The organism is Kitasatospora sp. NPDC053057, assembly GCF_044546945.1.
Taxonomy (GTDB): domain Bacteria; phylum Actinomycetota; class Actinomycetes; order Streptomycetales; family Streptomycetaceae; genus Kitasatospora.
Window position 1 is genome coordinate 1 of sequence record NZ_JBITZP010000014.1, and the last position, 13,020, is coordinate 13,020.

At 70.9% G+C, this 13,020-nt stretch carries 10 protein-coding genes; 7 read left to right on the forward strand and 3 right to left on the reverse strand.

Going from position 1 to position 13,020, the window contains the following annotated elements:
* Nucleotides 1–657: 657 nt before the first annotated feature.
* Nucleotides 658–1,461 carry a G1 family glutamic endopeptidase gene (locus ACIG5E_RS16770; protein WP_396534164.1) on the forward strand — a complete coding sequence of 268 codons (804 nt, stop codon included), beginning with the start codon at nucleotides 658–660 and terminating at the stop codon, nucleotides 1,459–1,461.
* Nucleotides 1,462–1,525: 64 nt separating this feature from the next.
* Here ACIG5E_RS16770 and ACIG5E_RS16775 read toward each other — a convergent pair whose 3' ends face one another.
* Nucleotides 1,526–1,717: a hypothetical protein gene (locus tag ACIG5E_RS16775; protein WP_396534165.1), complete on the reverse strand. Its 192-nt coding sequence runs from the start codon at nucleotides 1,715–1,717 to the stop codon at nucleotides 1,526–1,528.
* A 270-nt stretch (nucleotides 1,718–1,987) separates the two neighbouring features.
* Here ACIG5E_RS16775 and ACIG5E_RS16780 point away from each other — a divergent pair, with 270 nt between their 5' ends.
* Both ACIG5E_RS16780 and ACIG5E_RS16785 read left to right on the forward strand, forming a co-directional pair.
* The gene (locus ACIG5E_RS16780; protein WP_396534166.1) at nucleotides 1,988–2,935 is read left to right on the forward strand and encodes a carbohydrate kinase family protein; all 948 of its coding nucleotides are present in this window, start codon (nucleotides 1,988–1,990) and stop codon (nucleotides 2,933–2,935) included.
* Between the two features lie 40 nt (nucleotides 2,936–2,975).
* Nucleotides 2,976–5,114, forward strand: coding sequence for an HAD-IIB family hydrolase (locus ACIG5E_RS16785; protein WP_396534167.1), 2,139 nt, complete (start codon nucleotides 2,976–2,978; stop codon nucleotides 5,112–5,114).
* An 85-nt stretch (nucleotides 5,115–5,199) separates the two neighbouring features.
* Here ACIG5E_RS16785 and ACIG5E_RS16790 read toward each other — a convergent pair whose 3' ends face one another.
* Nucleotides 5,200–5,637 carry a MarR family winged helix-turn-helix transcriptional regulator gene (locus ACIG5E_RS16790; RefSeq protein ID WP_396534168.1) on the reverse strand — a complete coding sequence of 146 codons (438 nt, stop codon included), beginning with the start codon at nucleotides 5,635–5,637 and terminating at the stop codon, nucleotides 5,200–5,202.
* Between the two features lie 112 nt (nucleotides 5,638–5,749).
* Here ACIG5E_RS16790 and ACIG5E_RS16795 point away from each other — a divergent pair, with 112 nt between their 5' ends.
* Together ACIG5E_RS16795 and ACIG5E_RS16800 are read left to right on the forward strand one after the other, a co-directional pair.
* Nucleotides 5,750–7,747 carry an aldehyde dehydrogenase family protein gene (locus tag ACIG5E_RS16795; RefSeq protein WP_396534169.1) on the forward strand — a complete coding sequence of 666 codons (1,998 nt, stop codon included), beginning with the start codon at nucleotides 5,750–5,752 and terminating at the stop codon, nucleotides 7,745–7,747.
* A 290-nt stretch (nucleotides 7,748–8,037) separates the two neighbouring features.
* Complete coding sequence (locus ACIG5E_RS16800) at nucleotides 8,038–8,661, forward strand: LURP-one-related/scramblase family protein (RefSeq protein ID WP_396534170.1); 624 nt, start codon at nucleotides 8,038–8,040, stop codon at nucleotides 8,659–8,661.
* 648 nt (nucleotides 8,662–9,309) lie between these two features.
* Here the strand turns inward: ACIG5E_RS16800 and ACIG5E_RS16805 are convergent.
* Nucleotides 9,310–10,641 carry a GH1 family beta-glucosidase gene (locus ACIG5E_RS16805; RefSeq protein WP_396534171.1) on the reverse strand — a complete coding sequence of 444 codons (1,332 nt, stop codon included), beginning with the start codon at nucleotides 10,639–10,641 and terminating at the stop codon, nucleotides 9,310–9,312.
* A 591-nt stretch (nucleotides 10,642–11,232) separates the two neighbouring features.
* Here ACIG5E_RS16805 and ACIG5E_RS16810 point away from each other — a divergent pair.
* Nucleotides 11,233–11,928 carry a hypothetical protein gene (locus ACIG5E_RS16810; RefSeq protein WP_396534172.1) on the forward strand — a complete coding sequence of 232 codons (696 nt, stop codon included), beginning with the start codon at nucleotides 11,233–11,235 and terminating at the stop codon, nucleotides 11,926–11,928.
* Nucleotides 11,929–12,350: 422 nt separating this feature from the next.
* The gene (locus tag ACIG5E_RS16815; protein WP_396534173.1) at nucleotides 12,351–12,851 is read left to right on the forward strand and encodes an EF-hand domain-containing protein; all 501 of its coding nucleotides are present in this window, start codon (nucleotides 12,351–12,353) and stop codon (nucleotides 12,849–12,851) included.
* Nucleotides 12,852–13,020 lie beyond the last annotated feature (169 nt).

A 13,020-nucleotide genomic window follows, 5' to 3' on the forward strand; every position in this document is an offset into this window, starting at 1 on the left:
TTCCAGCGGGCCCTCCGGGCGCTTCGTTCTTTCGTGTTTCCAGCTTATCAGATGTTTTCCGCTCCGTTTTCCGGGGCTTCGTCATCCAACTCGCTGCTGTCTTCTGCGGCTTGACGCCCCGTCCGACGTTTCAAACTCTAGCCGACCCCCGCTCCGAAAAGCGAATCCAGCCGCAATCCCGATAAACACGCACACCGAATAAGCACCCGAGCCGCACCGCGAGAACGCGAAAACGACCGGCGCGAACCGGGAGTGGTGTTTCAGAGGATTGGCCGCCCCGGGACCGTCCGCGCAGAACTGCGTGTCCGGTGCTCCCTGCCGAGCGACTGGGAGACAGTACCCCTCCCCGGCGCCCGACACAAATCGCTGGAGCAGTCACTCCGGAAACACGGGCGATCTCCACCCGGTGTGGTCCGAAACGTCACCTATACCCGCGTGCGCGAAGCGAGCCATCGGCTGGTCTGGCGCAGCAACCGCAAAGCACCCTCCGCGACCGCAAGTCTCCCAGCACCCCACAAGCCCGGCTGCCGCCCGCACGCGCTGGGCCGACCAGGGGAATCCGGGATCCGGCGCCACCGCCTTGGCCCGTCAGCCCACACCACCGGCGCTAGTTTTGTCGACGTTTGGTCAACTCTGCACCCTCACAAGGGACTAGCCATGTCCAAAGTCCGTCGGCACGCCCTCGTCGCCGCCACCGCCCTGCTGGCACTGCTCGGCAGCGGCTCCCCAGCCGTGCCGGTCCCCCTCTCCTCCCCCGACCCCGAGCCCGCCTCCGCCCCTGCGGCCAGTGCGGGCCCTGCGGCAACCGCCGTCCTGGCTCCGATCGCCGCACACCACCACGGCGGCGGCCTGCTGCACGGCACCAGCAGCAACTGGTCCGGCTACACCGCCACCGGCGGCACCTTCACCAGCGTCAGCGCCGGCTGGGTCCAGCCGTCCGTGTCCTGCACCAGTTCCGACGCCTGGTCCGCCTTCTGGGTCGGCCTCGACGGCGACGGCAGCAAGACCGTCGAGCAGATCGGCACCGAGGCCGACTGCTCCAGCGGCTCGCCGGTGTACTCCGCCTGGTACGAGATGTACCCGGCCTACCCGTCGAACTTCAGCAACCCCGTACAGCCCGGCGACCACTTCACCGCGAGCGTCACCACCGACGGCGCCGGATCGTTCAAGCTCACCCTCTCCGACACCACCCAGGGCTGGTCCCGCACCGTCGACAAGTCGCTGAAGAACGCCACCCTGGCGTCCGCCGAGGTGATCGCCGAAGCCCCGTCCAGCATCTTCGGCGTCCTCCCGCTGGCCGACTTCGGCACCGTCGACTTCACCGGCGCCGACGTCAACGGGCAGAGCCTCGGCGCTTCGAAGGCGTCGATCACCGACATGGCGGAGGACGGCGTCACCCGGGCCACCACCTCGGAGCTCAGCGGCGGCACCGACTTCTCGGTGACCTGGCACCACAGCTGAACCTCCCGGCACGCAACGCCGTCGGCCACCCTCCGGTGGTCGACGGCGCCCGGCGGCGAGCCGCTCAGGCGTCGCCGGCCAGCCGGCAGCCCTGCTCCAGAAAGGCCATGAGGCCGACGACACCGCCGAGTTCACGGACCGCCCGCGCGGCACCGAACGGCGCGTTCCGGAACTCACCCTGCCGCGGGGCGTGCGGGCCGACGTACGCGTACGGCTCCGGCCGGAAAGCGTCGCCGAGCGAGACGCCGTAGTTCACCCCGCCCACCGTCACCCCGAGGTCGAAGTGCTCGGGCCAGACGACCGGCTCTTCGCCCGGGAACAGCGCGCCCAGCGCGGCCTCGCCGAGTCGGCCACCGCGTGCAGGGAACGGCGGGTTCGTACGGCCGTCTCGCTGTCCATGGAGGCATCGTCTCCCAGGAGGCGGGCCCGCGCACGGTCTTCCACCGCGCCCAGCCTTACGTAATCCGCGCCGAAGTCCTTACCGGAACGACCCACCGGGCCCGCCTGCCGACCGTATGCTCACCGGATGGAGACCAACCCGGCAGTGCGGTCGTGCGAAGTGCTCGTCTCCGGGGCGTACTTCGCGGATCTGGTGTTCCACGGCCTGGCGCGGCCGGTGCGACCGGGCACGGAGGTCTTCGCCGACGGCTTCGGCCTGGTGCCGGGCGGCGCTTACACCCTGGCGATGGCGCTGCACCGGCTGGGGCGACGGGTCCTGTGGAGCGCGGACTTCGGCACCGACCTGTTCAGCGCCCACGTGCTGTCCTGCGCCAGGCAGGAAGGACTGGCCGAGGGCGCCTTCCGCCACCATCCCTTCCCCGTCCGGAGTCTGACCGTCGCCCTCGCCTCCGCCGACGACCGGGCGATGGTCAGTTTCCAGGACCCGGTCGACGCCCAGCCGCTCGTCACCGTGCTCGGACGCCTTCGTCCACAGGTGTTGATGCTGCCCCAACTCCGTTGGGACGAGGCCACGATGCTCGGTCTTCGCGCGGCGCGAAAGCTCGGCACGCTGGTGGTCATGGACTGCCACGACACTCCCGCGACGCTCGACGACCCGGTCGTCCGCGAGGCCCTCGCACTGGTCGACGTCTTCACGCCCAACGACACGGAAGCCCTCCACCTGACCGGTGCGGGCGACCTGGACGGCGCGATCGCCGAACTCGCCGGCCTGGTGCCCACCCTCGTGGTCACGCGTGGCGGGCAGGGCGCCGTCGCGGTCCGGGACGGCGAGCGGTACGACGCCCCGCCGGTCCGCTGGGCCGCCGGCATCGACCCGACGGCTGCGGGCGACTGCTTCAACGCCGGTCTGGTGCACGGGCTGCTCAACGGCTGGAGCCTGCCCGACTGCCTCGCCGCGGCGACGCTCTGCGGAGCCGCGGCGACCACCGGCCCCGGCTCCAGCGCAGCCCTGAACGCAGCGGACCTCGTCCGCCACCTCGCCCGGTCGCCCCGGGCAACCACCAACGTGGGGTGAACACTTCACCACCAGACGTGATCGTGTTAGCGTCCGTCGGATGTCGAGGATTCTGGTCACCGATCTGGACGGCACACTGCTCGGCGGCACCCACGGCGACCGGATCCGATTACGGGACGCCCTGGCCCGTCACCCCGAGGTCACACCGGTGTTCGCCACCGGCCGGGGACCGGCCTCGATCCGTGAGGTCCTCCGCGATCCGCTCGTCCCACGGCCGCGGTGGATCATCGCCGACGTCGGCGCCACCGTCATCGACGGCACCGACTTCACCCCCGTCGACCCGGTGCAGGAACAGCTGCGGGCCGGCTGGCCGGGCCCCGACCGGGTCCGCGCCGCACTGCGCCGCTTCCCCGCGCTCGCCTACCAGCACGGCGTCGTCCAGAACGGCCGCTGCTCCTACCACCTGGCCCCGGACGCACTCACCGACGACCTCACCGCGGCCGTCGACGCCCTCGGCTGCACCTGGGTGTACTCCGCGGACCGCTACTTCGACGTCCTGCCGCCGATGGCCTCCAAGGGCAACGCCCTGCAGGCCCTGGCCGCGAAGCTGGGCTGGCAGCCCGAGCACATCCTGGTCGCCGGCGACTCCCTCAACGACCTCTCGATGTTCCGCCTGGGCACCCACGCGGTGGTCGTCTCCGAGGCGGAACCCGCGCTACTCACCGCCCTCGCCGAGGACCCCCTCGTCCACCGTGCCGACCGGGCCGGCGCGGGCGGCATCCACACGGCTCTCCGGAGACTCGGCTGGCTCTCCCCCGACCCCGACCCCGGCCCTGCCCGCGCCCCCCACCGCCCCGCCGGCCCCGACCTCCCCGCCGGGCCACACTCCCTCGTCGTCGCCTACCACCGCCCCCCACACCACTGGAACGGCGACAGCTGGCAGCCGCCCCGCAGCCCCAACGGCATCCTGCCCACCCTGAGCAGCGCCTTCGCCGACGGTCTGCCGGGCGTCTGGGTCACCGCCCTGACCGGCCGCGACCGGCTCGCCCCGCTCCCGCAGCCCACCGCGCTGCCGCTGTCCCCCGTACCGCTGGACACCGCCACCTGGGGCGGGTACTTCCACCGCGCCTGCAAGGAGACGCTGTGGCCGGTGCTGATGTCCGAACCGGACCGGGCCGTCCACGACGAACGGGCCTGGGCCGACTACCGCACGGTCAACGCGCGCTTCGCCGAGCACATCAGCACCCAGGCCGCGCCCGGCGCCACCGTCTGGCTCCACGACTACAACCTGTGGCTCGTCCCCGGTCTGCTGCGCCGCCGCCGACCCGACCTCAGGATCGGGCTCTTCCACCACACCCCCTTCCCGGCCCCCGAGGTCTTCGCCGCCCTCCCCGTCTCCGACGAACTGCGCCACTCACTGGGCTGCCTCGACTGGGCGGGCTTCCACACCGAGGACTTCGCCGAGCACTTCCGCCGGACCCTGGCCGGCCTGTCCGTCCAGCCGCACACCGCCGTCCACCCGCTCGGGATCGATCGGCCGTCCGTCGAGGAGCTCGCCCGCCTCCGCGCGCCACACCGCCGCCCGGCCACCGGCCGCCTGGTGCTGTCGGTCGAACGCCTCGACTACGCCAAGGCCCCGATCCAGAAGGTCGACGCCATCGACCACCTGCTCGCCCTACGGCCCGAACTGCGCGGCCGGCTCACCTTCCGGCTCGTCTGCCCGCCCCCCGAACCCGGCATCACCGCCTACGACACCACCCGCCATCTCCTCGAACGGCGCATCGCCGACGTCAACGCCGCGTGGCGGCAAGGGGATTGGCAGCCGGTCGACTACCTGCCCCGCAGCCTGTCCGCCGCCGAGGTCATCGACGAGTACCTGGCGGCCGACGTCCTCTGGGTGACCTCCCTCCAGGACGGGATGAACCTCACCGCCAAGGAGTTCACCGCCGCCCAGACCACCCTCCCCCACCCCAACAGCGGCCCCGGCGTCCTGGTGCTCTCCCGCCACACCGGCGCCGCCACCGAACTCGGCCCGGCCGCCCTTCTCACCGACCCCCGCTCACTCGACGACCTCAGCACCGTCCTCGCCCGCGCCCTCGACCTCGGCCCCGCCGAACGCCGCGCCCGCATGGACCGGCTCTCCCGACTCCTCGGCCACGAACGCCCCGCCGACTGGGCCACCCGCATCGTCCACGGCATTCGCACCTGCACCCCCTGCCCCACGGCGCCGACGGCCTGACCCCACCCCGTCCGCGTTCGCCGAACACGCGAGGTCCGGGACGGCCGGCGGATCGCCGACGAGCGGCTGGGCGGACTGCTCGGGGTCAGCCGGCGCCGGCCGGAAAGAGCCCGCTCAGCAGGCGCTGGAAGGTGTGCCGGTCCCGCTCGCCGAGTTCGTCCAAGCCGCTGAGGGTGGCCAGCAGCTCGGCGCGGATCTCGTGGACGGTCCGCTCGCCGTCCTCGGTCAGGGTCACCCTCTTGATCCGCCGGTCAGCGGGGTCGGCCTCGCGGCGGACCAGGCCGTGTGCCTCCAGCCGGTCGACGATGCCGGTGACGTTGGACGCGTCACAGGCGAGCAACTCGGCGAGGGTCCGCATGGACATCGGGCTCCGGAGCAGGCTCAGCACCTTGCCCTGCATCAGGGTGAGGCCGCGTGCCGCCGCCACGGTGGCGAAGCTCCGGTAGTACGCGGCCGCGGCCTGGGCCAGCTGGTCCATCAGCTCGATGGACGTGGGAGCGGTGGGCGGGGTGATGCTGGTCATGGATCGAGTGTAGGCCGATTAGTTGACATCCCCAACCATTGAGGTCTACCGTCGAACGCATTACTTGAGGTCCTCAACCATCGAAGCCCTCAACTCATCCGGGAGCACCACCATGACCGCCGCCCTCTTCGTCGTCACCGGCGCCACGCACTGGACCCTCGCCGACGGCACCACCCACCCGACCGGCTACTGGGCTGAGGAGCTCGCCGAGCCGCACCGTGTCTTCCGCGAGGCCGGGTACGCGATCACCATCGCCACGCCCGGCGGTGTCGCGGCCACCGTCGACCGCGGCAGCCTGACCGCCGCGGCCAACGGCGGCCAGGAGCGGGCAGACGCCATCGCCGCGTACCTCGACTCCATCCGGGCCTCGCTCACCAGCCCCGCCACGCTGGAGGAGGTCGACCCGGACGCCTACGACCTGGTCTTCTACCCCGGCGGCCACGGCCCCATGGAGGACCTCGCGGTCAACGAGGCGTCCGGCCGGATCCTCACCCGCGCCCTCGACTCGGGCCGGCCGCTCGGCGTGGTCTGCCACGCACCGGCCGCGCTGCTCGCCGCGCGCCGCGAGGACGGCAGCTGGCCCTTCGCCGGCTACCGCATGACCGCGTTCACCAACGCCGAGGAGACCGCGGTCGGCCTGGCCGACCGCGCCGAGTGGCTGGTCCAGGACCGTCTGGTCGAACTGGGCGCCGACTTCGCCGAAGCCGCCCCCTTCACCCCGCACACCGTCGTCGACCGCAACCTGTACACCGGGCAGAATCCGGCCTCCTCCGCGGCTCTGGCCCACCGGCTGGTCGAGGACCTCGCCACCGATGCCGGTGCCGTCGTGGAGCGACTGCGCGCCACGTTCCGGTCCGGCCGCACCAAGCCGCTGGCCTGGCGCCTCGACCAGCTGGGCGCTCTGCGCGCGCTGCTCACCGAGCAGTCGGAGGCGTTCCTGGCCGCCCTCAACGCGGATCTGGGCAAGGGCGCTGCCGAGGCGTACCGCACCGAGGTGGCCTTCACCCTCAACGAGCTCGATCACACGGTGCAGCACCTGGAGGAATGGCTGCACCCGAAGCCGGCCGCCGTTCCCGACGTCTTCCTCCCGGCCCAGGCCCGGGTGGTCCGAGACCCGCTCGGCGTGGTGCTGATCATCGCCCCGTGGAACTACCCGTTGCAGCTGGCCCTCGCCCCGCTGGTGGGCGCCCTCGCGGCCGGCAACACCGCCGTGGTCAAGCCCAGCGAGCTGGCCCCGGCGACCTCGGCGGCCATCGCCCGCCTGCTGCCCCGCTACCTCGACCCGCAGGCCGTCGCCGTCATGGAGGGCGCCGTCCCGGAGACCACCGCGCTGCTGGAGCAGCGCTTCGACCACATCTTCTACACCGGCAACGGCGCGGTCGGGCGGATCGTCATGGCGGCCGCCGCCAAGCACCTCACCCCCGTCACCCTCGAACTCGGCGGCAAGAGCCCCGTCGTGGTCGAGCCCGGCGTCGACCTGGCCGTGACCGCGCAGCGGATCGCCCGGGGCAAGTTCCTCAACGCCGGCCAGACCTGCGTCGCCCCCGACTACGTGCTGGCCGTCGGCGACACCGCTGCCGCGCTCGAGGCCGAACTGGCCGCCGCCGTCCACGCGGCCTACGGCGACGACGCGGCCGGCGACCCCGAGTACGGGCGGATCGTCAACGAGCGCCACTTCGACCGTCTCACCGCTCTGCTCGCCGAGGGACGAGTCGTCACCGGCGGCGGCCACGACCGCGCCACCCGCTATGTCGCACCCACCGTGCTCGCCGACGTCTCGCCCGCGGCTCCCGTGATGCAGGAGGAGATCTTCGGACCGATCCTGCCGATCATCACCGTGCCCGACCTCGACGCGGCGATCGCCTTCATCAACGAGCGCGACAAGCCGCTCGCGCTGTACGCCTTCACCGACTCCGACCGCACCAAGCAGCGGCTGGCCGAGGAGACCTCGTCCGGTGCGCTCGTCTTCGGCCTGCCCGTGTCACACCTGGCGGTCCCCGAGCTGCCGTTCGGCGGCGTCGGCGAGAGCGGCATGGGCCGCTACCACGGCGAGTACTCCATCGACACCTTCAGCCACGCCAAGGCGATCCTCGACAAGCCGCTCGGCTGAGACCAGGGCGGAAGGCTGGGCCTGCCGGCTGACCGACGGCGCGCCGGCGCGACCGGGCCGGCGCGCCCCGGAGCCGGCGCTGGGGATCCGGCCCGGTTCCGGTCCGATGGGAGCACACGAACGGCCCGCTTCTCCCCGGAACCCCTGCTGACCTGCGCGGATTCTTCCGGCAACGGCCTTGCCCGCACCCTGTGCAGATTGTGCAACAGACCCCGGGCAGGGCTGTCGGCGAGCCGGATGCCGTTCATAAGATCATCCCCGCAATCGCACCTCACAGGGGATGAAAGAACATGAGCAACGAGTTCGGCGGCATGCTCGGCATCGCGCAGCAGCTGTTCAGCGACACGCCGCAGCAGGGCCACGGCGAGCACCACGACAACTTCCTGATGGACCTGGGCCAGAAGCTGATGAACGGCCACCAGCCGGTGCCGGAGGGCGTCGTCTACGACATCGACGAGAAGTTCTTCTCCCCCACCCACGACTTCTGGATCAAGCGCAACGGGGAGCGCGCGTTCCAGGTCGACGAGAAGATGTTCAGTTTCAGCGGTGTGATCGCCTTCCAGGACGTCGAGGGCAACGAGCTGTACCGGATCTCCGAGAAGATCATGACGCTCCGTGACATCCGGTACATCAAGCGCGGCGAGCAGACCATCGCCACCGTGAAGAAGGCGCTCTTCTCCCCGCTGGTCTACAAGTTCACCGTGACCTTCGAGAACGGCGCGGAGATCCACGTCACCGGCAACATCACCGACCACCAGTACGCCATCACCTACGGCGAGCAGGAAATCGCGCACATCTCCCGCGAATGGTCGCTGCTGAGCGAGCACTACTCGGTCAAGATCGTCCCCGGCCAGGACGACGCACTGCTGCTCACCATCGCCGCGTGCGCCGAGGCCATGGTGCTGGACGACTGATCCACCGGCCCGGTCCACCGCCGGGCACCATGAGTTCGCCCGACACTCCGCCGGCCCTCCTTCCGCCTCCTTCCCGGAGGTGCAAGGAGGGCCGACTGCTCCTCGACAAGCCCGGCAACCTCGGTCTGCCCCTGGACGCCTCGCTCAGCGTGCCGGCCGTGGAGGCCCTCGCGGAACCCGACGAGCCGAGCGAACTGCCGCCGCTTTCCGAGGGGTTGGGCAGCATCCGAGTCCTGCGCACCTCGCCGCGCTCGTCCCGGTGCCGGCCATCTGCCCGCCGCCGCACTGACCTGGGCGCCCATCGTCCGGGACTCCGAACCCGTCCGTGCCCGGGATCGAGGAGGAACCACGGGCACACCGCCGAACGTCCGCATCGACATGACCGCCGACGCGGGCGTGCAGCAGGCGCTCGGATCACTGGGCCTCGACGCCGGGAATCGTCGACGGCTCCGTGGGCCCGCTGACGACGGCCGCCATCAACGCGTTTCGCGCGAGCCGCACGCCCCCATGCCAAAGGGCGATATCGACCCGGACTTGCAAGACGCGCTGGCGGCAGCGCCGGCGGATGCGGCAGTCCCCTACAGGCAGTCCAGCGGGCACGCCCCTCCGCTCCGCGCCCCGAACACAAGGTCCCGACTACGAAGTGCTTCACGCCCGGTGAGCGGCGATCAGATCCCGGTACCAGGTGTAGGAGGCCTTCGGCGTGCGGCGCTGCGTCGCGAAGTCGACGTGGACGAGGCCGAACCTCTGGGCGAAGAGCCCTTCCGCCCACTCGAAGTTGTCAATCAGCGACCAGGTGTAGTAGCCGCGAACGTCGACGCCTTCGGCGACGGCCTGGGCGAGGGCGTCAAGGTGGGACTCCATGAAGTCGATGCGGGGCTGGTCGGGGTCGGTGGACTCGGTGACGGAGCAGCCGTTCTCGGTGATGGTGATGGGCGGAAGGGCCTCACCGTACGACTCCCGCAAACCCAGGAGGAGCCGGCGGAGGGCGTCAGGGACGACGGGCCAGCCGAAGGCGGTGTGGGGGGCCTCGGGGATGTCGACGAGGGCGAAGGGCAGGCCGGGGTCGGTGGGAGCGGCGACGCGGGTGGGGTTGTAGTAGTTGACGCCGAGGCCGTCCAGGCCGGGGGTGCGGATGAGGTCGGTGTCGCCTGGGTGGACGGCGCCGTAGATGTCGTCAGGGACGCCGAGGGCGGAGAGGTCAGGGTAGCGGCCGAGAAGGATGGGGTCGGTGAACAGCCGGTTGTGGAGGGCGTCGTAGGCCACAGCAGCGGCCGTATCCTCGGCGGACCCGGAGGCCGGCTCGACGAGCGTGAGGTTGTTGGAGAGCATCACCTCCAGACCGCGCTCATGAAGCAGGGACGCGGCCAGCCCATGACCGAGGAGCTGGTGGTGTGCGGCCGGGAGCGCCTCGAACATCAGCGTGCGGCCGGGGGCGTGGGTGCCCAGGGCGTAGCCGAACACCGTGTGGACGAAGGGCTCGTTGAGGGTGATCCAGGCGGGGATGCGGTCACCGAGGCGGTCGGCGACGATCCCGGTGTACTCGGCGAAGCGGTACGCGGTGTCGCGGTTGAGCCAGCCGCCGGTGTCCTCAAGGGCCTGCGGGAGGTCCCAGTGGAACAGGGTGGGCAGCGGAGTGATCCCGGCGGCGAGTAAGGCGTCCACCAGTCGGTCATAGAAGGCGAGTCCAGCGGGATTGACGGTGCCGGAGCCGGTGGGCTGGATGCGGGGCCAAGCGACTGAGAAGCGGTAGCCGTCGAGCCCGAGGCCCTTCATCAGGGCGATGTCCTCGGGGTAGCGGTGGTAGTGGTCGCAGGCCACCGCTCCCGTGTGCCCGTCGCGGATGACGCCCGGGCGGGCAGAGAAGGTGTCCCACACCGAGGGCCCGCGACCGTCCTCGGCCACCGCCCCCTCGATCTGGTAAGCAGCGGTGGTGGCACCCCAGCGGAAACTCGCCGGCAGGTCGAAACGATCCGGCATGGCAGCATCCTTCCGACAGAACATGAGAAGTACTCATGTTACTGGGGTTTACCTCGCGAAGCACCAGGCGAGGGCCCGGCAGGCACGCGCTGTCCAGCCCGCCGTGTCGGCCTCAGCGAAACAACCCCGGAAGCCGCGCAAGGTCGATCCCGAGGCCGAGCGGGCACGGCTGCCGGCCGCCGGCGACAACAGCGTCCTGTGGGGCTGGAGGAGTGGCATCCGCTGGTAGACCAGGCACTGGTGCATGACGGTGTCAACGGTGTGGCGGAGATGGTGGAGGATCTGCTGCCCGCTCTCCCCTGCCCGACGGGTGCCGCGATGCGGACGAGGTCTGCTACTTCCCCCAGGCCGCGCAGCTGCGCGCCCACATCGGCTTGCCCTCCCCGGGGTCGTACCAGCTGTAGCGGCCTATGGTCGGGGCCGAAGATCCAGTTCTGTTGCCGGTCGGGCGGTTCTCTGACGGTTACAAGCCAGACGGACTTCGGGGGACGGAAGCGGATGACACGGACTCCGGCTTCCAGCGTCCCTGCGAGGGCATACCTCGTCCTTCCCTGGCGCGCAGGTGGCGCGTGACTTCTGGAAGGACTGACCTTGGGTGAGACCATGAACAGGCGGCAGCTGCTGGCGTGGACCGGCGGGGGTCTGGCGGCCGCGGGCGTGCTGTGGCCGGGGAAGGCCGAGGCGCTGTCCGGCCGGTCGGGCGAGAGCCGGCCCAACCACCGCAGCGACCCGATTCCCCACCCTCTCCCGGCGGTGGGCACGGAAATCCCGTTCAGCGGCCACGCGGCCAACGCGCCGCTCAAGCTGGGAACGGAAGTTGTCCATCTCGACTTCAAGGGCGGAATCCGCTTCCGCGTCGAGACCTCCAGCCGCGCTGGGCTGACGATGTCGGTCATCGGCTTCGAGATGACGGCGACCGACCCGGTCCTCGGCACCGTGACCATGGAGCGGGCGGACAGCGAGCTGACCCCGCTCAGCGTGCTGTACGTGAGCAACGTGAGCCGTCACCTGCGCAGCCAGTCTCGGGCTGTCAGGACGGCGCCGCCGTGCGGCACCACCGAGATCGGCGGCGACCAGCGTCCCGGTCACCCATTCACCATCGCCGGTCAACGCCATGCGGACCGGCACCGAAGACGCACAGGCGGTCGTGGCGGCCCAACCCGTGATCCACAACTCCTTCGGATCACACACCGCCCCCTCGACCCGCAGCCGCCCGCCACGCAACACCCGCTCCACGTCCGGCGCCTGACCGTTCAACACCGCCAGCAGGCGACACCGGGGAGGTAGGGGCAAGGAGGTCGTCGGCCGCGGGACCGTTCGTCAACCGCTCACTCCTTTACGGCTTGTAGTCGCTTCCCGCAGCGGGCAGCCGGCGCCTGGCGAGGATGGGGGCCACCACCGACCACAAAGCGCGAGAGGACGGGTGACGGGTCCCGAGAGCCGGACCGGGGCCCTGTGCACGCGCGGTACCGCTGTCACCCGCCGTGTCCCGTCCGGCAGCCGCCGGCCAGCGGCCGTCGCCGCCGCGCACGCGGCTCGCAGTCGCCGCCGAATCCGGGCCGGTGGGCCGAACCGTGGGAGCGGTCACCGACAGGTGTCGTGATGTCCCCTTTCGGGTGATCGACGGCGTGATGCCCTCCTCCGGACGGAGGCGTGTGAGACGTTGGCGAACGGCAACCAACGCATGAGGAAAGGAAACAGGTGCACCTGTGGTGACTCGGACGGAGCGCGACCGCTTCCAGGCCATGTTCAGGAAGCTCGACATCGACGGCGACGGTGTGATCGAGCAGGTCGACATGGACCAGGTGGTCCAGGAGGTACTGGTGCGGACCGGCGCCCTGCCGGGCTCTCCGACCTGGCGGCGGGTGACCGACCTGAGCAACAAGTGGTGGCAGACGCTGCGCAGCAGTGCCGATGCGGACGGGGACGGGAAGGTCACCGCCCGAGAGTTCGTCGCCGCCTACCGTCGCCCGGAGTTCCTCGACCAGGTCGCCATCCCCTTCGAACTCGCCGTTCTGGAGACGATCGATGCCGACAACGACGGCAGGATCTCCCTGGTGGAATGGCTGACCTGGCAGCAGGCCAAGGGGCTCCCCCCGCACGAAGCCCTCCAGGAATTCCAGCAGATCGACGTCGACGGTGACGGTTTCCTCACCCGCGACGAGTGCACCCAGCACGTCAAGGAGTCCTACACCACCCCTGCCTCGTAGGACACCAACGGCCATCGGCCGCACCACCTGCCCCGGCCGCCGGTGCGCCGCGCTTCCGCAGTCCGGCCCAGGCCACTGACTGCTGCACGGCCCCTCGGCGATGCCGGCTGCCCGAGCAAGTTCCACTGATCGGGCTCCAGGCCGGGCCGACCGCACCTGGGGCCGGCAA

Excerpts from the sequence above, each read along its gene's own strand:
- ACIG5E_RS16770 (WP_396534164.1), top strand. The coding sequence starts at position 658 with ATGTCCAAAGTCCGTCGGCACGCCCTCGTCGCCGCCACCGCCCTGCTG.
- ACIG5E_RS16780 (WP_396534166.1), top strand. The coding sequence starts at position 1,988 with ATGGAGACCAACCCGGCAGTGCGGTCGTGCGAAGTGCTCGTCTCCGGG.
- ACIG5E_RS16785 (WP_396534167.1), top strand. The coding sequence starts at position 2,976 with ATGTCGAGGATTCTGGTCACCGATCTGGACGGCACACTGCTCGGCGGC.
- ACIG5E_RS16790 (WP_396534168.1), bottom strand. The coding sequence starts at position 5,637 with ATGACCAGCATCACCCCGCCCACCGCTCCCACGTCCATCGAGCTGATG.
- ACIG5E_RS16795 (WP_396534169.1), top strand. The coding sequence starts at position 5,750 with ATGACCGCCGCCCTCTTCGTCGTCACCGGCGCCACGCACTGGACCCTC.
- ACIG5E_RS16800 (WP_396534170.1), top strand. The coding sequence starts at position 8,038 with ATGAGCAACGAGTTCGGCGGCATGCTCGGCATCGCGCAGCAGCTGTTC.
- ACIG5E_RS16805 (WP_396534171.1), bottom strand. The coding sequence starts at position 10,641 with ATGCCGGATCGTTTCGACCTGCCGGCGAGTTTCCGCTGGGGTGCCACC.